14 protein-coding genes are annotated in these 22,703 nt (G+C 38.1%); all 14 read left to right on the top strand.

What is annotated here, in order from left to right; all coding sequences use genetic code 11:
* Window positions 1-250 precede the first annotated feature (250 nt).
* Window positions 251-1,666: a 3-isopropylmalate dehydratase large subunit gene (gene leuC, locus NAG76_19740; protein URN94031.1), complete on the top strand. Its 1,416-nt coding sequence runs from the start codon at window positions 251-253 to the stop codon at window positions 1,664-1,666.
* A 26-nt stretch (window positions 1,667-1,692) separates the two neighbouring features.
* Window positions 1,693-2,292: a 3-isopropylmalate dehydratase small subunit gene (gene leuD / locus NAG76_19735; protein ID URN94030.1), complete on the top strand. Its 600-nt coding sequence runs from the start codon at window positions 1,693-1,695 to the stop codon at window positions 2,290-2,292.
* Window positions 2,293-2,514: 222 nt separating this feature from the next.
* Window positions 2,515-3,972, top strand: coding sequence for an N-acetylmuramoyl-L-alanine amidase (locus tag NAG76_19730; GenBank protein ID URN94029.1), 1,458 nt, complete (start codon window positions 2,515-2,517; stop codon window positions 3,970-3,972).
* Window positions 3,973-4,202: 230 nt separating this feature from the next.
* Complete coding sequence (locus NAG76_19725; GenBank protein URN94028.1) at window positions 4,203-6,293, top strand: S-layer homology domain-containing protein; 2,091 nt, start codon at window positions 4,203-4,205, stop codon at window positions 6,291-6,293.
* A gap of 137 nt (window positions 6,294-6,430) precedes the next feature.
* Window positions 6,431-7,114 carry an endonuclease III gene (gene nth / locus NAG76_19720; GenBank protein URN94027.1) on the top strand — a complete coding sequence of 228 codons (684 nt, stop codon included), beginning with the start codon at window positions 6,431-6,433 and terminating at the stop codon, window positions 7,112-7,114.
* A 16-nt stretch (window positions 7,115-7,130) separates the two neighbouring features.
* Window positions 7,131-7,427 (top strand): NAD/NADP transhydrogenase alpha subunit, encoded by a 297-nt coding sequence (locus NAG76_19715; GenBank protein ID URN94026.1) that lies wholly within the window; start codon window positions 7,131-7,133, stop codon window positions 7,425-7,427.
* A 14-nt stretch (window positions 7,428-7,441) separates the two neighbouring features.
* Window positions 7,442-11,101, top strand: a complete 3,660-nt coding sequence (locus NAG76_19710) for a dynamin family protein (GenBank protein URN94025.1) — start codon at window positions 7,442-7,444, stop codon at window positions 11,099-11,101.
* Between the two features lie 279 nt (window positions 11,102-11,380).
* Window positions 11,381-13,150 carry an ABC transporter ATP-binding protein/permease gene (locus NAG76_19705; protein URN94024.1) on the top strand — a complete coding sequence of 590 codons (1,770 nt, stop codon included), beginning with the start codon at window positions 11,381-11,383 and terminating at the stop codon, window positions 13,148-13,150.
* A gap of 78 nt (window positions 13,151-13,228) precedes the next feature.
* A complete protein-coding gene (locus NAG76_19700) occupies window positions 13,229-15,052 on the top strand; it encodes an ABC transporter ATP-binding protein/permease (protein ID URN94023.1) in 1,824 nt (607 codons plus the stop codon).
* A 347-nt stretch (window positions 15,053-15,399) separates the two neighbouring features.
* On the top strand, window positions 15,400-16,581 hold the full coding sequence (purT, locus tag NAG76_19695) for a formate-dependent phosphoribosylglycinamide formyltransferase (protein ID URN94022.1): 1,182 nt from the start codon (window positions 15,400-15,402) through the stop codon (window positions 16,579-16,581).
* 18 nt (window positions 16,582-16,599) lie between these two features.
* Window positions 16,600-16,881 carry a YqkE family protein gene (locus NAG76_19690; GenBank protein ID URN94021.1) on the top strand — a complete coding sequence of 94 codons (282 nt, stop codon included), beginning with the start codon at window positions 16,600-16,602 and terminating at the stop codon, window positions 16,879-16,881.
* Between the two features lie 296 nt (window positions 16,882-17,177).
* Window positions 17,178-18,167, top strand: a complete 990-nt coding sequence (locus NAG76_19685) for an ATPase (protein ID URN94020.1) — start codon at window positions 17,178-17,180, stop codon at window positions 18,165-18,167.
* A gap of 180 nt (window positions 18,168-18,347) precedes the next feature.
* Window positions 18,348-19,544 (top strand): M14 family metallopeptidase, encoded by a 1,197-nt coding sequence (locus NAG76_19680; GenBank protein ID URN94019.1) that lies wholly within the window; start codon window positions 18,348-18,350, stop codon window positions 19,542-19,544.
* Between the two features lie 1,149 nt (window positions 19,545-20,693).
* Window positions 20,694-22,661, top strand: a complete 1,968-nt coding sequence (parE, locus tag NAG76_19675) for a DNA topoisomerase IV subunit B (GenBank protein URN94018.1) — start codon at window positions 20,694-20,696, stop codon at window positions 22,659-22,661.
* The last annotated feature ends 42 nt before the right edge of the window (window positions 22,662-22,703 follow it).

The following is a 22,703-nucleotide window of genomic DNA, read 5'->3' as shown; positions in this document are numbered from 1 at the left end:
CTCGTAGCGGTCTCCTACATGAAATACAATCAGCTCTCAAAGTGTCCCCGATAAAAATAGCAATCGGTTCTCGGAGCGATCCTAATTGAGAAGGATTATCAAAATCAATAAAGTTTTACTCTTCTATAGGTTTTATCTATAAAGGCTATAGATATTATATCTTAGAATAATGAAAAAAGACATGTTATAGTTAATTTAATAAAAATATGCGTTGCACGGCAATGCTACAGAATCGATAGAGGTGAGTTTAATGGCGAAAAAAACAATGTTCGAGAAAATTTGGGAAAATCACGTCATTCATCAAGAAGAAGGCAAACCAAGTGTAATTTATATCGACCTGCATCTTGTTCATGAAGTAACTTCTCCACAAGCATTTGAAGGTCTTCGTATGACTGGTCGTAAAGTTCGTCGTCCTGAGCGCACGTTTGCTACAATGGACCACAACGTTCCAACACAAGATCGTTTCAACATTAAAGATCCAATTTCTAAACAACAAATTGATACACTAACGCAAAACTGTAAAGATTTCGGCGTAACGCTATATGATCTTGATACAATTGACCAAGGTGTTGTTCACGTTATGGGTCCTGAACTTGGACTTACAGCTCCAGGTAAAACTATCGTTTGTGGTGACTCACATACTTCAACTCATGGTGCATTCGGTGCTCTTGCATTCGGTATCGGTACTTCTGAGGTTGAGCATGTTATGGCAACTCAATGTTTGCAACAATCTAAAGCAAAAACGATGGAAATTCGTTTCAATGGTAAACGTAAACCAGGCGTAACTGCAAAAGATTTGATTCTAGGTGTTATTGCTCAGTATGGTACTGACTTTGCAACTGGTTATGTAGTTGAATACACTGGCGAAGCAATCCGTAGTCTTACAATGGAAGAGCGTATGACTGTATGTAATATGTCCATTGAAGCTGGTGCTCGTGCAGGTATGATCGCTCCAGATGAAACTACTTTCAACTACTTACGTGGTCGTCAGCATGTTCCTGCTGATTACGATGCTGCAGTAGAAATTTGGAAAGAGCTAGTAACTGACGAAGGCGCTGAATTCGATACAGTTGTTGACTTTGATGTTGATTCTCTAATTCCGCAAGTAACTTGGGGAACTAGCCCAGGTATGGGTACTAACATTGAAGCTAATGTTCCTAACCCAGCTGAAATGGCTACTGAAAATGAACGTAAAGCTGCGGAAGCAGCGCTTGAATATATGGACTTGAAACCAGGTACACCAATGACTGAGATTGAAATCGATTATGTATTTATCGGTTCTTGTACGAATGGTCGTATTGAAGATTTACGTGCTGCTGCTGAAATCGCACGCGGATATAAAGTATCTGATAGAGTTACAGCTATCGTTGTTCCAGGTTCAGGTCGCGTTAAGATTCAAGCTGAAAAAGAAGGACTTGATAAAATCTTTACAGAAGCTGGATTTGAATGGCGTGAAGCTGGTTGCTCAATGTGTCTAGCTATGAACCCAGACGTATTGAAACCAGGTCAACGTTGTGCTTCAACTTCAAACCGTAACTTTGAGGGTCGTCAAGGTCGTGGTGGTAGAACACATCTAGTGTCTCCTGCAATGGCAGCAGCTGCAGCTATCGAAGGGCGTTTCACAGATGTTCGTAACTGGGAAGTTAAACAACCAGTAGCTAACTAATTGGAGATAAGAAAGGGGTAACCATCATGGATAAATTTATTCAACATACAGGTATCGTAGCTCCCGTTGACCGTGTCAACGTTGATACGGATGCTATCATTCCAAAACAATTTTTGAAACGTATTGAGCGTAGTGGTTTTGGTCAATTCTTATTCTACGAATGGCGTTTTGACGAAGAAGGTAATGTGAATCCTGAATTCGAACCGAACAAACCACGTTATGAAGGTGCATCTGTACTTATTTCTCGTGCTAACTTTGGTTGTGGATCTTCTCGTGAGCATGCTCCTTGGGCAATCCTTGATTATGGTTATAAAGTAGTTATCGCTCCATCTTATGCGGATATCTTCTTTAATAACTGTTTCAAAAATGGTATTCTACCTATTAAGCTTAGCGAAGAGCAAGTGGAAGACTTATTCCAACGTACAGCTAAGTATGATGGCTATCAACTAAGTGTTGATCTTGAGAGTAAGAAGTTAACTGATAACTATGGTCTTGATATTAATATTGATATCGATGAGCACCGTCGTCAATTTTTACTTCAAGGTCTTGATGATATTGGTCTTACACTTCAACATGCAGATGCAATTACTGCATATGAAGAAAAACGCGCACAAGGCATCGTTTAATATACGATTTGAAGGCACCGATTGGCAATTTATTGCTGGTCGGTGTTTTTATTTCTAAATTCCTTTACATACATATTAATAAATAAAAGATATAATGATCCATAGAGATATTTTAATAGTTTAATATTTTTTGCCTAGCGCAACTTTTTTGGACAAAATGCGTCTAAATTGGTGATAGGTTGACAACATATGAGATTGAAGAAATGATCATCGAGGTGGGAAATGAAAAAAAGTAAAAGTAGTTTTATTATTGTTCTATGTTTATTTGTAATGTTTGGATTAGTAGGCAATGTATCAGCGGCAGTTGTTCCAAAAATTTTTGTTGATGGAAATCAGTTAAAAAGTGATGTGGATCCAGTCATTATACAAGGTACCACACTTGTCCCACTAGCTGTATTATCAACAGGCCTCGGATATGGCGTAAAATGGAATCAAGCATTAGAACAAGTTACAGTAACGGATGATGACTTTAATATCGTACTAACGATAGGACAGAAAATTGGATTGGTTAACAATGAAAGCTATGAGTTAGCTTTGGCTCCGATTGTAGTTAAAGGGCGAACAATGGTGCCCCTACGTTTTGTAACTGAGATTTTAGGGTTTAAACTAGTTTGGAAACAAGCGGAGAAAGAAATATATTTGACCAGTCCGGTGAAAGTGCCTGAAGTAACGGAACCGACGGTACCTGCAGTGCAAACAGGTACGGTTACTGGAGTAACGGTGGATGCAGATTCTACTATTCATATTAACTATACAGGTTCAATGAAAGAGCCAACAACGATGTTGTTAACTTCACCGAACAGGCTTGTCGTTGATCTACCAGATACAAGTTATACATATGACTTATCTAATGGTTTTATAAAAGGGCAGACAGAAGTAACGTTAGATGGTTATCAGAACATAACAGGATATCGCTATTCTATTTTTAGCAATAATCCGTTAAAAGCAAGATTTGTTATTCTATTTAACGAAGTTCCAAAGTACCAAATTGTCAAAACGGATACAGAAGTGAAAATATTGTTTGGTGATAATGTCGATACGGAAACACCTACGCCATCTCCAACGCCTTCACCGACACCATCTCCAACACCGACACCTACTGTTCCACCAGTAACAGGAAAAGATGTTTATCATGTTGTGCTTGATGCAGGTCACGGTAAGCAGGATCCAGGCTACGTTAATAATAAATTAGGACTTTTTGAGAAAACGTTTAATCTAAGTGCGGTATTGAAACTAAAGACAGAACTTGAAAAAAACCCGAAAATAGTCGTTCATCTTACTAGATCTGATGATACCTTCTTAGAATTAAATGAACGTGTTGCATTCGCAGAGAAAATACCAGGACTGGGTAAGAAAGCAGATATATTTATATCTGTTCACGCGAATGGTTTTACTACAAGTGCTCCTAGCGGTACAGAAACGTATTACAGTCGTGCCGATAGTAAGAAGTTAGCTGAAACTATACATCCGCGAATGGTTGCTGCTGTAGGTTTGAAAGACCGTGGTGTGAAAACTGCTGGTTTTAAAGTAATCAAGGCTACAACAATGCCTGCAATATTATTAGAAGTTGGTTTTATGAGTAATGACAATGATGTTAAAGTTCTGTTTAATGAAGCAACCCAGAAAAAATTTGCTGAAGAAGTTGCTGCTGGTGTAAAAGAATATCTTAATTTGAAATAATGGTCGTTATTATTGTTGAAACGATACCGGTTGCTATTTCAATCTATCATTCAATAATGTTATGATAGATTAGTAGATTTTTGAAATAAACTGTACAATATGTACAAACCGTAGTGGATTACAATGGGCAAGTTAACACCATTCCTCTGCGGGTTGTACTTTACTTTGATGGAGGATATGAAGCTATTCATATCCTCCTATAATTATTATAAATAAGGTGGGAATCCATTATGCCAAAACATTTTTCATGGAAAAAGATTATGTCGGGTGCAATTGCTTTTACTCTAATTACTGGTAGCGCTATTCCAGTATTAACATCAAATGCTGCAGTAGTACAAGCAGCAACAACTGGAATTACACCATTTGTAGATATTCCAGCGGGCTTTTACGGTGAAAAGCATATATATCGTTTATCTTTGCAACAAATCGTTAAAGGGTATCAAGACAAAAAAACAGGAGTGTTTACATTCCAACATAATAATACAATTTCGCAAGAAGAAGCTGTTATTATGGCGATCCGTTTTGCAGGCTTAACGAATGAACTTAAAGAAGCAGATATGATCTTTTTCAATGAAGGTTTTGTTGTGAAAGATGATTATAAACCATACATAGAATTAGCCTTCGAAAAAGGCCTTTTAGATCGTGAGCTTGAGTATAAGCTAGCAGCAGCGGATAAAGCTAATAAATGGGGTTCTAAAGCAGCAAGTCGTGAATGGGTTACTAAATTAATAATTAAAGCACTAGGTGCTGAAGAGAAAGCATCACAACTTGCTACAACTGCCACCAAATTTACAGATAACAGCAAAATCGATAGTAAATATCTTGGTTATGTGAATGCAGCGATTGAATTAGGGTTAATAAAAGGACTTACAACAACAACGTTTGGTCCTACATCTCCAATTAATCGTGCAAGTTTTGCTACAATACTAAGCCGTGCGCAAAAGGACTTCCCAATTGAAGTAGAAGGTCAGCATTATGGTGTTGTAACTGCGATCACGGATAAATCTATTACTCTATATGAGAATAATGTTGAAACAACGTATACGACAGATGCTACAACTGGATATTACGAGACGGATAATGATTTTGCAGTTGATAGAAGTAAACTGACGCAATATGGAAAAGTAGCTGTTTTCGTATCAGGTGGAGTTGCTAAATTCATCGAAGCTCAAGGATATGAAAAGCATGTGGAGAGTGTTACATACACTGTTGGTAAAGTTAATACTGCTGAGAAAACAATCTATGTATGGATTGACAACAAACCTGTCGCAATCACTTACAATGATAAAGTGAAAATATTGAATGCCAAAGGTGAAACTATTCCAGTAACATCAATTAAAGAAAATGATAGTATTACGATTTTACGAGATACTTTCCGTGATAATGCAATCCCAATTTCCATCACGTTGAATAATGCCGAGCAAGTAGTAACAACAATTTCAGGATTATTCTACAATTCAAATAGTAAATCTATTACTGTAAAAACGGATAAAGGTCTTGTAAGTAAGTTCCTTGCTCCGAAAGTAGCGATTTCAATTCCTTTTATAAATAATCCATCAATTTCAGATCTAATTGGCGAAGCTGACCAAGTGACGATTACGATGAATGAAAAAGATGAAGTTACGAGTATTGTTGTATCTAATCGTAATATTAAGACGATGTATGCTCCAAAACTTATTAATGTCGACACTACGAACAATTTGATAACTGCAATGAATTCCGAAGGTAATAAGGCGGAAGCTTTATTTTTGACGAACAGTACACGCTATATGATAGATGGTGTATTAGTTGATTATGCAAACGTTAAAGGTATGGTTGCTACTTGGAAAAATATTGTAATTCGATATGCAGAGCAAGATGGTAAAAATGTTGTTATCTATTATGATATGGTTACGGAGTATGAAGGTGAATTAGTTGAGTTGAACGATACAGACAAAATGGTAACGTTCAAACTTATTGATGGATCGATAGTGAAGTTACCTTACAATGGGGCAACAATTCAAAGTCTAACAAATACGACGACTAATTTCTTGAACATGAAGATTGGTTCGAGTTTAACATTCTCTCTTGCTTCTAATGAAATGAAGGTTTCATCTTTCAGATTGCATGAAACACATCCGTTAACGATTCAATCGATTACACAATTAACAAAAGATATTAAATTCAAAGATGCTAAAGGTAACCCATATTCTGCATTATTTACAGAAGTTAATGTTGTGAAAGCTGATGGTTCACCAGCAACAATTAATGATCTTGTTATCGGTAGTACTGTTAATGTAGTATTTGCTGGTTACCAAATTTCAACGATTACTATACCTTAAATGAGTCATTATACGTAACATTTTGTGAAAACTGCCCTTTTAGGGCAGTTTTTTTTGTAATATAGTGAATTGTTACTTGCACAGTGTAGATTTTTTCGCTACACTTTGAACGATGGTTATGAAGTGGAGGCAAACGAATGAATGGAAAGCAAAAAATGAGGCATGTATTAGACATATTAGCTGATATGTTTCCTGATGCTCATTGTGAACTTATTCACAGCAATCCATTTGAATTAACGATTGCTGTACTGCTTTCAGCTCAATGTACAGATGAAACAGTGAATAAGGTGACGGTTAATTTATTCCAAAAGTATAAATCTCCTGCAGATTATTTGGCTGTGCCTCTTGAAGAACTTGAAGGAGATATCCGGAGAATAGGTTTATTTCGTAGTAAAGCTTCTAATATACAAAAATTGTGCCGTATCGTCATTGATAAGTATAATGGTGATGTACCAAATACTCATGAAGGCCTAGTTGAATTACCTGGCGTTGGACGTAAGACGGCTAATGTGGTAATGTCAAATGCGTTTGGTGTTCCTGCCATTGCAGTTGATACCCATGTGGATCGAGTCTCCAAGCGTTTAGGTTTTGCCAAACAAGACGATAACGTATTAGAAGTAGAACATAAACTGATGAAGCTGGTACCGCGAGAGGAATGGACCCTAACACATCACCGTTTAATCTTTTTTGGTCGCTATCATTGCAAAGCGCAAAATCCGCAATGTGCAGTCTGTCCTTTAATTGAGTTGTGCAAAGAAGGAAAGAAACGTATGAAAGTCACAGAAAAAACTAAAGCTAAGTTAAAAACTAAACTAACGTAATGAGGATGATTAACAAATGAAATGCATTTCTGTATACACAAATAGTTTTGAACAATTTTCTGATATCTATGAACAAGTTCTTGAATCACCTCCTCAAGAAAATGAAGATATTTTATTCGATGGTATTACGGTAAGTGGTTCAGGACATGTACCGCACCAATACATTGAACGTATGCGTGTTAAACCAGAAGTTGTAGTAATGAGAGAAAAAGCTCGAGATATTATGATTCTTCAACATGGTAATGTATTCGAGATCTGCTTACCTTCTGATGGAGAAGACGAAGAAGTATATGAAGAAGAAGTTGTTGAATAAGGAGAGACATTGATATGTCGATGGCCAGTTTACTAGAGAAGATTCAATATATCTCAGGTGAAATGACTTCACATAACGATCATATACATGCTCACAAAGCATTAGAGTTGAATAGTAAGCTGACTGAAGGTCAGCTTACTATTGCTTTATGTGGACACTTTTCTGCAGGCAAATCTACATTAGTAAATACTTTATGTGGTGCCAAATTGCTACCTTCTAGCCCAATACCCACTAGTGCGAATGTCGTAACGATTTCTTATAGTGAGCAAAGCAAGGCAGAAGTAGAAGTGTGGAGTAATGGTACAACTCGTTATGATGAAGTAGCGATTGAGCAGTTAGATCAATATTGTACAGATGGTGAACAATTTATTTCAGTCAACATTCATTATCCAAGTCCGCTCTTAAAGAATGGGCTCGTCCTACTTGATACACCTGGCATAGATTCTACGGATGCCGCCCATAAATTAGCGACAGAGTCAGCTTTACATATGGCTGATGTAGTTTTCTATGTCATGGATTACAATCATGTTCAGTCAGAGATCAACTTTTCCTTTGCGAAAGAGTTGAAGGAATGGAATAAGCCATTATACTTTATTGTTAATCAGATCGATAAGCACCGTGAACAAGAATTAAGTTTTGCAGATTACGAACAAAGTGTTGTAGAAGCATTCCATGCATGGCATTTGGAACCTGCAGGAATTTTGTACTTGTCACTGCGAGAACCTAATCATCCACATCATCAATGGCAGCTACTGCAACGTTTGATAGATGAGTTGACTAAGCAACAATCGCATCTGAGTACATTCAGTGTCTGGTCATCGATTTTTCAGTTAGCGAAGGAACATGGACAGGTAATAGAGGAACATTCCTCAGAGAAGCGTCACAAGCTCCTCCAAGCTATTGGAGGCGAAGATCAGCTAATTCATGTGGAATCGCAATTGAAGGAGCTTAACGCACGAATTTCAGAGTTACACATGCATATAGAACAGTTTCCGATCGAGCTTCGTAAAGAGATTGAAGCTTTGTTAGACAATGCTAATATTACACCTGCTGAATTGCGGGATTTGGCACATCAATTTCTTGAAAGTCGCAAACCAGGTTTTCGTCAAGGTTTGTTATTTGCTAAAGGTAAAACTACCCAAGAGCAAGAGCGTCGCTTAGCACAATTTCATGAAGAACTGCAGAAGCTTACAAATGCCGCGATTGAATGGCATCTTAAAGTATTACTTCGTAACGCAGGTAAAAGGATTGTTTTTGACGATCAATTATTAGAGCAATTGCTCTTAAAGATCGATGAGAATAGTCCAAAGGAACAAATGCTTATCTCTAAAGTAAACCATGGTGCAGTTTTTGGTAATGAATATACGATGACATATAGCAAAGATTTGGCTAGTGCAATTAAGCTTAGTTATCGTCAAGTCGCATTAGATATTGTCGACCAACTGTGGGAATTCTTCAAAGAAAGTAATAAGACACAAATTATTGAGTTGCAAGAGCAACTAATGCAGTGGAACGAAAAAGCATCTGCAGTAGAACAATATCGTTTGCTTGAAACGGAAATCAATAATTATCAAGCGAAATTATTGTCTAGTTTGGAACCACCAATTGAATCTCCTACCCTTCCTGATCCAATACAACTACAACTAGAAGATACACAACCAGACAGCGATCAAGAACTTGTTACTTTTGTTGAGCAGAGAGAACATGTGGACTTAAGTGAGATGTTTGCAGCACAAGAGGATAACAAGATTAGCTCATTTTCTGTAGAGCAACAACAATCCTTGCAGACCAGCATAAGTGATCAGCTTAAAGCAGTAGCGAAGCTAATCTCGTCTGTTGAAGGTCTTGATGGAAATGCACATGATTTGTTAGTGAAGAGTGAACGACTAACTCATAATGAGTTTACGATTTCATTATTTGGAGCGTTCAGCGCTGGTAAATCATCGTTAGCTAACGCACTTATCGGAGAAGCGGTATTGCCAGTTAGTCCGAATCCAACGACAGCTGCAATTAACAGTTTAATGCCTCCAAATGAAAGATTTGAACATAACACAGCACTCATTTATATGAAATCAAAAGAGTTAATGCTCGATGATATTTATTACTCCTTATCATTGTTAGGACATACAATTACTCAAAAAGCGAGAGAAGATGTAGAGCATCTCTTCAAGCTTATTGATGGTATAACGCCTGATAGTATTCACAATGGGGGAAGAGCACATTATAGCTTCATTAAAGCGGCAAGACAGGGATGGGCTGCGCAAGAACAATGGTTAGGCAAAGAACGTAAAGTGGATCGTGATCTGTATGTGAAGTATGTTGCAGAAGAACAGCTATCTTGCTATGTACAAGAAATTAAGTTCTATTATGATTGTCCGTTGACAGCTGCAGGAATTATATTAGTGGACACTCCTGGAGCTGATTCTGTAAATGCAAGGCATACTGGCGTCGCGTTCAATTATATTAAAAATACGGATGCGATAATATTTGTCACGTACTACAATCACGCATTTTCACATGCAGATAGACAATTTTTGAATCAATTGGGACGTGTGAAGGATCAGTTTGAACTTGATAAAATGTTCTTTATTGTCAATGCAGCAGATCTAGCTTCGGATAGCGATGAGCTTCAAGGTGTCCTTAATCATGTTGAGAGCAATTTGAATGGACATGGCATAATGCAGCCTAGATTGTTCCCGATATCCAGCATTCAAGCTTTAGAAGCGAGACAAAGTAAAGATGAGACATTATTGCAGCAATCAGGCCTTTCAGCATTCGAACAATTATTTTTCCGATTCATTCATGAAGAGTTAGGTTCATTAACGGTAGATGCTGCTAAGCAAGAATTACTGCGTAGCCAACAATTAGTATCTGGTCTATTAAATGGAGCTCGTGATGCACAAGCAGACAAAGCAGCAACGCTCCAAGCAATCGCGTTGTCAGAACGTGAATTAGGAGAGCAGATCCAACGATTCGCAAATTCACCAATACCTCAAGCATTAGTTCAAGAAATTGAAGAGTTGATGTATTACATTATTCAGCGAATTCGTTTCCGCTTTGGTGATTTCTACAATTATGCATTTAACCCGTCGCAATTACGTGATGATATTGGGCAACTGCAACAAGCGGTCTGGACTTCATGGCTAGAATTGCAAAGAACGCTTGCCCTAGAATTGGAGCAAGAATTGTTAGCGACAACGTTACGTATCGAGAAGAATTTGAAGAATCAATTGGCTGAACCATATACACAATTAGGGCAACAAGCAATGCAGAGGTTAAATGGTTATCAAATCGCAACATTCCAGGTCGAACATATTGTTCAGCCAGCAGGACAATCTTCTTGGACTTTTGATGACATGAAATCAAAGTGGCTTTGGAGTCAATTCAAATCACCGAAAACATTTTTTGAAGGCGCTGGTAAAGTTGCACTCCGTAAAGAGTTAGATGCTATACTGTTTCCAACGATGGAGATGTGGATGCAAGCAGTTAGCTCAGAGTGGCAGCTACATTATGATTCACAGTGGAAACAACTTGCGAATTCGCAAGCAGATAAATTACTTGCAAGTGTTGCTCAATTTACATCGCAACAGCGCAAGCTACTGTCTGATGAAGCCTATGTATTACAGCTACAAGAAATATCGAGAGCAGTGAATGAGGTCGTCAATATTTCTTAGTCATTTTTTTGTAAAAAACTTAAGCGGAAGCCCATTTCTTTCTAGGTTAGAAAGAAATGGGCTTTTTTGCATAAATGAGTGTGAAAACATACAAAAATGGAGCAATACTGACATATTGGCTACTAAGTTCCATTATTTAAGAGTAAAGTGAAACTATGTTCACTCATTTGCCACTTTTAGAGTGCACATAGTTGGAAACGCTACAAATTGCAGTTTGCTGTTATTTGCAGGAGTTGATAAGATTCTTTCATATTAAACAAATGTGGGGAGTTGACCGTCTTGGAAATACTGAGGAAGCTGAAAGCCTTCTATTCTCCAGAGAAGAAATTTATTGTGGGATCATTATTTTTCCTCGTTCTTGCTACTGGAATAGGTCTTGCTCAGCCCTACCTTATGAAGTACTTGATCGACGAGGTTATTATGCAGGAGAATTTTGAACTCGTCGTACCGATTGCGTTATTAGTCGTAGCAGTCGTAACATTTAAGGCAATGAATCAGTTTTTACATGGTTTGTGTGGTGGTAGACTTGGTAATCGGGTCGCTACAAGAATGAGAAATGCATTGTACGAGAAATTGAATGCGTTATCTTATCAATATTACGATAAGGCAAAAACGGGTGATCTAATGTCACGCTTAACGGCAGACCTTGAAGCTATTCGTAACTTTATTGGTTTTGGTTTTGCTCAGCTATTAAATGTTTTTCTTATGGCGATTTTAGGTGGAACGATGATGATGGTGTTCAGTTGGAAGTTAACATTAATAACGTTACTTCCGCTTCCTTTATTGCTATATCTTGCTTTCCGTTTTGAAGGTCGGATTCATCCTATATTTAGAGAAATGCGTAAAGCGATGAGTAACCTAACAACTGCTGTACAAGAAAATATTACAGGGGTACGTACTGTTAAATCTTATGCAAGAGAAGGATTCGAAGTAGATAAATTCTCTGAACGTAGTATTGCTTTTCAAAACAATCAAATTAATGCATCAGTCAAATGGGCGCAGTACTTCCCAATGATGGAACTTGTAGCTAATCTATGTGTCGTTATTTTACTTGTAGCGGGCGGAACGATGGTTATGAGTGGTTCTTTAACGCTTGGTCAATTTGTTGCATCTTTCAATCTGATCTGGTTCATTATTGGTCCAATGTGGGGACTAGGGTTCCATATTAATAACTATACGCAATTCAAAGCTTCTAGTGAACGCGTGTTAAACTTGTTAGCAGAGCCTATTCAAGTTAAGAATAAAGCAAATGCAAAAATACTTAATAGTTCAAGTGTCGTGGGTGAAGTGAAATTTAATCAAGTTACATTTAATTATCCAGACAAGAAGCCAGCTGTATCTAATATTGACTTACATGCTCCAGCAGGGTCAGTTATTGGTTTATTAGGAGCTACAGGATCTGGTAAATCAACGATTATTCAATTACTTATGCGGGCATATGATGTTAAGCAAGGTTCGATTATGGTTGATGGTCAAGATATTCGCGATTTAGATGTCGCATCATTGCGAACAATAATTGCTCCTGTTTTTCAAGAAACGTTCTTATTCTCATCCTCAATTCGAGATAATATTTCTTATGGTATCTCAGGTGTATCACAAGAGGAGATTGAAGTTGCTGCTAAGCTTGCAAAAGCGCATGACTTTATTATGGAACTGCCATTAGGATATGACACGGTAGTCGGTGAGCGAGGCATGGGACTATCTGGTGGACAGAAGCAACGTCTCGCGATTGCGCGCGCATTTATTAAAAATCCTAAAATCTTAATTCTTGATGATGCGACAAGTGCAGTGGATATGGAAACAGAACACGAAATTCAAGCGGGCTTCAAGGAGCTTATGGCTGGAAGAACGACATTTATTATTGCGCATCGTATTTCATCATTAAGATTTGCAGATGAGATCATCGTGTTAGACGAAGGTCATATTGTACAACGTGGTAATCATCAATCACTATTAACGCAAGACGGACCTTACCGTGACACATATAAAATTCAATATGCTGATTCGCCAGAGCAACAAACTGCCTCTGCGGTTAGTGAGAAAGTGTAGAATATGCTTTCGAAGCTACTTTTTATTTGCAGAGAAATAAATCAAGTAGGTAATAAAAAGTTGTGGGAGGACTGACAAGTGGCGAAAAAAGCAAAAGCAGAAGAAACGATAAAAAATGATCGTTTTATATATACTGATGATGATGCTATCGAAAAAAGTTTTAACTGGGAACAACTTAGTAGATTATTTACTTACATGAAGCCTTATAAACGTGAACTTATTCCTGTTATTATTATGATGATAATCGGCACATTAACGAGACTTGGTGTTCCACTACTTATCTATTATGGAATTGACCATGTTATTAATCCCGAACTAGGGTCGGGGAAAACTAGCGATCTTTGGCTTCTCGGAGCAATTATGATTGCGATGTATCTCATTCAGTTGTTTGCAACCCAGTATCGGATTCGTAATACGAATGTCATTGGTCAAAAGGTACTTTACGATCTTCGTACACATATATTCACTCATATTCAGAAGTTATCATTCCGCTTTTTCGATAAGCGTCCAGCGGGTTCAGTCCTTGTACGTGTAACGAATGATGTCAATGCCTTGCAGGATTTGTTCACCAACGGTGTCGTAAATCTATTGATGGATATTATTCAATTAGTAGGTATAGTCGTTATCTTGTTAGTCATTAACTTTAAGCTTGGCTTGGCAGTTATGATTACTGTACCGCTAATGTTTATTATTTCGACTTCATTGAGAAAACGTATTCGTTTTGCTTGGCAGGACGTACGTATGAAAAACTCGCGTATTAATTCACATTTGAATGAAAGTATTCAAGGGATGAAAGTGACGCAAGCCTATGTACAAGAAGAGAACAATATTGAATTTTTCAAAGATATGAATGCATCTAACTTGAAATCTTGGAATAAAGCATCTGCAATGAATCAGGCGTTTGGTCCCATTATAGAGGTTACTGCTGCGATCGGTACTTGTATACTATTCTGGTACGGTACGCATCTCATTCAGATCGGTGTATTCTCAGTAGGTATGTTAGTTGCATACTCAAGTTATATGAGTAACTTCTGGGAGCCGATCAATCGTCTTGGACAGATGTATTCGCAACTATTAATCGCAATGGCGTCATCTGAGCGTATATTCGAATTTATCGATGAAGAGCCGAATGTTGCACAGAAGACAGAAGCACGTAACTTGCCGCATATCGTAGGTAATGTGAAGTTTGATAATATTGTCTTTGAATATGAGCCAGGTAGACCAGCACTGAAAAACATCTCGATTGATGTGAAAGCGGGTCAATCTATCGCTTTGGTCGGTCATACTGGTTCGGGTAAAAGTACAATTATTAACCTATTATGTCGCTTCTATGATCCTGTGCAAGGTAGGGTTATGATCGACAATACCGATATTCGCGATATTACGTTCGAGAGTTTAAGAACACAAGTAGGTCTTGTTATGCAAGATACATTCATCTTCTCAGGTACGATTAAAGATAATATTCGTTATGGTAAATTAGATGCGACACACGATCAAATTGTAAAAGTTGCACAAGCGGTTAATGCTCATGATTTCATTATGAGTTTGCCAGATGGATATGATACGCAAGTAGAAGAGCGTGGTAATATGTTGTCTATGGGACAAAGACAATTATTATCATTTGCCAGAGCGTTACTGTCAGATCCGAAAATTCTTATTCTCGATGAAGCTACGGCAAGCATTGATACAGATACGGAATTGAAGATTCAAGATGCATTGAAAGTATTACTTAAAGGCAGAACATCGTTCATGATCGCTCATCGACTATCTACCATTCGTAATGCCGATGAAATTATCGTGCTAGATCATGGTCAAATCGTTGAACAAGGTAATCATCAGCGATTGATGAATGAGAAGGGGGTTTACTACGGGCTAATACAAGCGCAATATCGTTACCTTTAGAGAGGTAGTTCAAAAAGCGGACTTTGATAACGATGCTTAGGCTGTGTAGTTTAATCGACGTCGAATATGCTCCCCATCGAAAGCCTGCGTGTGCTCACGTACACAATACGTACGCTGTGCTACTCGTTTTCGCTGTGGGGCATCTTCTCGGTTCTGAAAGCCCGCTTCTTGAACCTTTATTAGAAGAAGCAGTTCTAAAGACGGACATTATTTGACAATAGTAAACTCAATAAGATGTTTATAGTTGATTTTTCTTTGAAGAACCTCAATAATGGAGTAAAACAATGTCTATTCACGAATATTGATATTCGAGTGGGTAGTCTTATTATTCCAGGAGGTTCTTTGTTATGTATGGAGCACCATTTTCAAATCAAGCTCGTAAATTACTATTATTAGGTTCTGGAGAGTTAGGGAAAGAAGTTATTATGGAAGCACAGCGTCTAGGTGTTGAAACGATTGCTGTAGATCGTTATGAACATGCTCCAGCTATGCAAGTAGCTCATCGTTCATATGTTATCAATATGCAAGATGGAGAAGCATTGCGCCAAGTCATTGAAGCTGAAAAGCCTGATTATATTGTTCCTGAAATCGAAGCAATAGCTACAGATATGTTAGTGCAATTAGAGTCCGAAGGTCATCGAGTTATTCCAACCGCTCGTGCTACTCAGCTTACAATGGATCGTGAAGGCATTCGTCGATTAGCAGCAGAAACTCTTGGTTTACCAACAGCACCTTATCAATTTGCAGAATCATTAGAGCAATTACGTGAAGCGACGGAAGTACTTGGGTTTCCATGTGTCATTAAACCGCTGATGAGTTCCTCAGGAAAAGGACAAAGTGTATGTCATTCCGAAGAAGATATAGAAAAATGCTGGACATATGCGATGGAAGGTGGAAGAACGCAAAAACCACGTATAATCGTTGAAGGATTTGTACAATTTGAATCAGAAATTACGTTGTTGACGGTGCGCTCTGCATCTGGAACTACTTTCTGTAATCCTATTGGTCATATACAACGTGACGGTGATTATATCGAATCATGGCAGCCACATGCGATGTCTGAGTCTCAAATACTTGAAGCCGAGCAAATTGCTCGTACGATTACTGATGAATTAGGTGGCTATGGGATCTATGGTGTTGAGCTATTCCTAACGAAGGACGGCGTTTTATTCAGTGAAGTATCACCACGTCCACATGATACAGGTATGGTGACGATGGCAACACAAGATTTTTCACAGTTTGCCTTGCATGTTAGAGCAATTCTAGGCTATCCTATACCTACTATTCGTCAATTGACGCCTGGTGCGACGCATACATTGAAAGCAACAACGGAAACAAAACAATTTAATATCGGTGGGATTGAAGAGGCGTTATCTGTGCCTAACACTACAGTTCGCATATTTGGTAAGCCAGAAACTAAAGTTGGTCGCCGAATGGCTGTAGCACTTTCTAGTGGAGTTAATACGGAGGAAGCAAGAAGTTACGCAACTAGAGCTGCTAATTCATTATTCATCAAAGATATAAAGTAGGTTAAAGTAGGTGAGAATATGGGTAAGAAACAGAAAAAAGTAACAAAGCAAAAGGAATATACGAGTGTCAACAGTGAATCTAACGCGACAAGTGGATCAAGTTTGAAAGATCTATTAAGTGGTGATGTGCTAGAGAAATTAAAAGCACAAAGTGATGCACTTGTACAAGCGGATCAAGATCGTAAGAACAAGGAAGCTGCTGCGAAAGCGGAGCAACAACGATTAGAGCAAAAGCGACTGGAAAATGATTTTGACTATTTACTTAACAACAGTGATACCAACTGGAGTAAATATAAATAGAAGAATGACTAGTAACTAGTCATTCGGTTGTACTGATGAAAAAGCTTAATAATTTGTAAAAAACACTCCAATGGTTAGATTTCTATCTAATCATTGGAGTGTTTTTGTTGAGAGCAAGTAAAGTTTATGACTGTGGAAAATTGTGGTCTGACAAAATATACGATTAGAATGGTGATGGCTTAAAGTGAATTTTAGGATATGAGATAGTTTGGTAAAGTTGTATAATATAACAATATTATTAATGCTAATAAGGCAATCATCGTAGTTTTCATTTTTCTGCTGAAGGGAGTTAGTAAATGGAGGACTATAATAATCGTGTCGTGGTTGGAATAGACGGTGGGGGAACTCATACACGAGTCATAGTAGCAGATACAAAAGGGACGGTATTATCTTACGTTGAAAAAGGTTCATCTTCTATTTATAAGGATTTACAAGCAAGAGAAAATGTATATCAGGCACTTGTACAGGCATTGCATGAATCAGGGAGAAATGTAAGTCAAGTAGTCGGACTTGTTGCTGGTATTGCTGGTTATGATTCAGAAGCTGATTTGAATTGGGTTGAAGCACTTACTGACCTTCCAGGACTTAATTGTGCAAAATTACATGTAAATGACGCAGTAGTCGCGCATAGCGGCGCTTTATTATCAGAACCAGGGATTATCGTTATTTCGGGTACAGGTGCAATCATTTTCTCAGTAACAGAGGAAGGTAAGCATATTAGAAACTATGATCTACATCAATATGCGGCCAGTGCGGCACGATTTTTGGGATATGATGCAACCTATGAATTATTAGCTGGCAATGTGCAGGCACAAGATCAACAGTTGATACAGTCTATATTACAGTTCTGGTACGTGGCTTCGGTAGAAGATTTGTCACAACTTGCTTTAGAAGGATTTATTACTGACGAAAGAAAGCGGAATCGACGGTTTGCTGAATTAGCCCCAATAATTACCGAGTTTGCTATTAAGAGTAGTCCTTTGGCACAAACAGTCTGTAATCGAGCTATACACCAGATTACGGTCGGTGTAGAAATTCTCGCTTCTTACTTCTCTGAACCAGAAGTCAAAGTTGCATTGATAGGAAGTGTAGTAAACAGCGAATATTTTCAACAGCAACTTGCTTCTCGAATGTCGGAAGGTAACAATAAAAAGTATAGTATCGTTACCCCAGCTCACCCTCCAGTAACTGGTGCTGTTTTAATGGCTTTTAAACAACTTGATATAATTATTACTCCTCAAATGCTTGAGAACCTCACATCACACACTAAATTTCGAAATACATAATTCTTTCAGAATTTGAAACAGAACTTGTAGATGCAATGATACAAACTCGCAGATTCATTGAATACAATATTTTATCCTTAAGGATTCGCTTGTCATGTTCCCTCAAGTTGAATTCATTCACGATTTCTAGGCTTCTGTCATATGCTAGAATAAGAGCATTTGGAAAGGAAGGAATGACGGATGGAAATATTGGTTCGACAAGGTGATACGTTGTGGAATTATAGTGTCATGTTCGAAATCCCAATTGGACTAATTATCGACGCAAATCCGAATCTAGGCGAACAATTACAAATCGGAGACGTTGTCATAATTCCTGGTTATGAATGGTATGAATATGAAATTGTAGCGGGCGATACGATTTGGCAAATTGCTAAGCGTAACAATATTACAGTAAATCTTTTATTGCAAAGTAATCCGAATTTAGAAGTTGATCAATTACACATTGGATCAAAAATAAGATTGCCTCGTCGAATTGTTGGCAGAGTTATCAATGCTAACAAAAATTACACATATGATCATTTATATCAAGATGCTATGAGATTAATGGAAGTATATCCGATGTTAACTGTGAATTCGATCGGAAAATCAGTGATGGGCAAAGACATATTAGAATTGCGGTTAGGAACGGGTCCATCAGAGTTACATTATAATGCAGCGATGCATGCCAATGAATGGATTACTGCGGCATCATTGATGACATTTATCAATGATTACTTGCTTGCATTAACGAATAGTGGAACATTGAACGGTCAAAGTATTTATCCAAGTTATAAGACGAATACCTTCTCTTTCGTTCCAATGGTTAATCCGGATGGTGTAAATCTTGTGTTGAATGGTTTACCAGACGAAGAGCCATTTCGCTCAAATGCATATTACATTAATGATGAAAGTACTGATTTTCAAGGTTGGAAAGCCAATATTAATGGTGTTGATCTTAATAAACAGTTCCCAGCACTTTGGGAGGTTGATGCTGTACAAGGACCGCAAGAGCCAGCTCCACGAGATTACTCAGGTACTGCCCCTCTAACTGAGCCTGAAGTTATTGCACTTGCAGATCTGACAAAAGAGAGAAATTTCAACCAAGTGTTAGCGTTGCATACGCAAGGGGAAGAAATTTATTGGGGATTCCAAGGACTTGAACCACCTGAATCAGAAATGATTGCAAATCGAATGGCACAAGCGAGTGGATATACTGCAGTCCGAACGGTGAACAGTACAGCTGGTTATAAAGATTGGTTCATACAAGATTGGCGTAGACCTGGGTTTACGATTGAATTAGGATTAGGGGTAAATCCACTGCCGTTAGATCAATTTAATGATATTTATGAAGCTACGAAAGCTATTATATTGGAGTCAATGAAGAGCGTTAACGCTTGATGAACTAATAATTGGATATAATATGTTATAAAAGCTTTAGTTATCCGTGATGGAATCAGGGATTGGCTAAAGCTTTTTGCCTATGGAATTAAGTTGATCAAAGTTCATCTTTACTGTGCGTTAATATAGCATGCAATCGCCACATAAGCCCTAAAAATGAGGTATGATGCGTCGATGTGGCATACAATTGTCGCATGGGCACTAATAATGAGGTCAAATGCGTCGATTTCTCATGTAATCGCCACATAGACACTAATAATGAGGTCAAATGCGTCGATTTCGCATGTAATTGCCACATAGGCGCTAAAAAAGAGGTCAAATGCGACGATTTCGCAAGTAATCGTAGAATGGGACTAAAAGTGAGGTCAAATGCGTCGATTTCTCATGTAATCGTCGCTTGGGCACTAAAAATGAGGTCAAATACTTCGGTATCTCATGTAATCGTCGCGTAGACACTAAAAAAGAGGTTAAATGCGTCGATTTCTCAAGTAATCGTCGCGCAGACACTAAAAATGAGGTCAAATGCGTCGATTTCTCAAGTAATCGCCACATAGATACTAAAAATGAGGTTAAATGCCTCGATATCTCAAGTAATCGTCGCGTAGGCACTAAAAATGATGCCAAATGCGACGATTTCTCAAGTAATCGCCACATAGACACTAAAAATGAGGTCTAAAGCGTCGATATCTCATACTATCGTTGAACGTTTATCAATATCTTTTCGATTGTATTTGCTATCTTCGCTCTAGTCGTGTAGAATGTATGTTCGTATCGATGAAACGGTAAATTATGATAAAATCCAATCATTGTTTCACAAAAATTGGGATTACTGTTTGCCTAATTGGCAGTATTGCGAGTATGATGTTAATATGTTTGTTTTAAGAGGATGTTCAAAAAGCAGACTTTGATAACGAAGTGATGCAGGAAACTTTCTCGCTATCGAAGCTGAAGCTTACTTGGGAAGTTCGGGACTAGTGTACTAATAAAGTACACTATATACGTCTTACTTAGTTGTCCTCTTTCCGAAAAGCAACTCGATCTTCACAGCTTTCGAAAGCCCGCTTTTTGAACATTCACTTGAAGACAATGTTAATTTTAATTAAACTTCATTAATAAAGACAATGACAGGTAGTTGATTGGGGGAAGATCATGACAGAGCAAATCGATCTTTTTAATACAGCTTCAAAGAGCGAAGATTATGGTGCGGATGATATTCAAATTCTTGAAGGATTAACCGCAGTAAGAAAACGTCCAGGTATGTATATTGGTAGTACTGGTAACTCTGGACTACATCATTTGGTTTGGGAAATTATTGATAATGCTGTGGATGAGCATTTAGCTAAGCATTGTTCAGCGATAGAAGTGACATTACATAAAAATGGTTCGATTACCATTCATGATAATGGTCGAGGTATTCCGACAGCTATGCACAAATCAGGAATTCCAACTCCTCAAGTCGTATTTACAATTTTGCATGCAGGTGGAAAGTTTGGCGGCGGCGGGTACAAGAAATCCGGTGGTTTGCATGGCGTAGGTGCATCAGTTACGAATGCATTGTCAGAATGGCTAGAGGTAGAGATTTTCCGTGATGGAAAAATTCATAAGCAACGTTTTGAATATTGGATAGATAAAAAAGGTAAAGAGCATGTTGGAGAACCAGTAACTACACTTGAAGTGACTGGGAATACAAATCGCACGGGAACAAAAGTTACATTCAAACCGGATATTAAAGTATTCACTAACGGCATTCATTTCAATTACGATACTTTATCAGAGCGTTTACAAGAAATTGCCTTTCTTAATTCGGGTTTGAAAGTAACGATCAAAGATGACCGCACTGGTACAATGGATATTTTCCATTACGAAGGTGGAGCGAGTCAATTTGTCGAATTCCTGAATGAGGGTAAATCCGTCTTGCATGATGTTGTTCATTTTGCTGGTGAGAAAGAAGATATTGAAGTTGAAATTGCCCTTCAATATAACGATGGGTATACAGAAACCATCGTATCCTTCGTTAACTCTATTCCAACTCGTGGCGGTGGTACACATGAGACAGGGTTTAAGGCAGCATATACTCGTGTAATGAATGATTATGCTCGTAAGGTAGGTATCCTTAAAGAGAAGGATAAAAACCTTGATGGTAATGATCTACGTGAAGGTATGATGACGGTCATTAATACAAAAATGTCTGAGGTTGAATTTGTTGGTCAAACGAAAGATCAACTCGGAAGTTCATCTGCACGTGGTACAGTTGATGCCATTGTAACAGAGCGTATGAATGTCTTTCTTGAGGAAAATCCACAAGTTGGACAATCTCTTTTGAAGAAAGCTGTACAAGCTGCAAAGGCACGTGAAGCAGCGCGTAAAGCACGAGAAGAGATACGCTCAGGGAAAAAACGTAGTGAAAGTTCCAATTTGGGTGGTAAGCTTACTCCTGCCCAGTCTAAAGATGCTAGTCGCAATGAGTTATTTATTGTAGAAGGTGACTCTGCTGGCGGATCAGCTAAGCAAGGACGAGACTCGAAACATCAAGCAATTTTACCACTTAAAGGTAAGCCGATGAATCCCGAGAAATCAAAACTTGCTGATATTTTGAAAAATGAAGAGTACCGTGCAATTATATCTGCAATAGGTGCTGGTGTAGGCTCTGAATTTGAAGCTGATGAAAGTAACTATAGCAAAGTCATCATTATGACCGATGCTGATACTGATGGAGCTCATATTCAAGTGTTACTACTTACATTCTTCTACCGTTATATGAAGCCGTTAATTGATAGTGGGCGTGTCTATATCGCTCAGCCACCTTTATATAAAGTAACTCGTAAATCAGGAAAGCTTAACACAGTTCGTTATGCTTGGAGTGACGAAGAGTTACAAAATTATGCAAAAGAAATGAGTAAAGGATACGAATTACAACGTTACAAAGGTCTTGGTGAGATGAACCCTGATCAGCTTTGGGAGACGACAATGGATCCTGAGACGCGTACGCTGCTTCAAGTTCAAATCGAAGATGCTGCTAAGGCAGAACGTCGTGTATCTACGCTTATGGGAGACAAAGTAGATCCTCGTAAACGCTGGATCATCGAAAATGTAGACTTTACAGAGTATGTTGAGTAGGCTCACACTTCCTCAAGTTCGTGATACTGATGAAAAGTTTAA

The sequence above is a fragment of the Candidatus Pristimantibacillus lignocellulolyticus genome, assembly GCA_023639215.1.
Taxonomy (GTDB): Bacteria; Bacillota; Bacilli; order Paenibacillales; family Paenibacillaceae; genus Pristimantibacillus; species Pristimantibacillus lignocellulolyticus.
The sequence above is the reverse complement of the archived record's forward strand: the minus strand, read 5'-3'. Positions and strand labels throughout refer to the sequence as shown.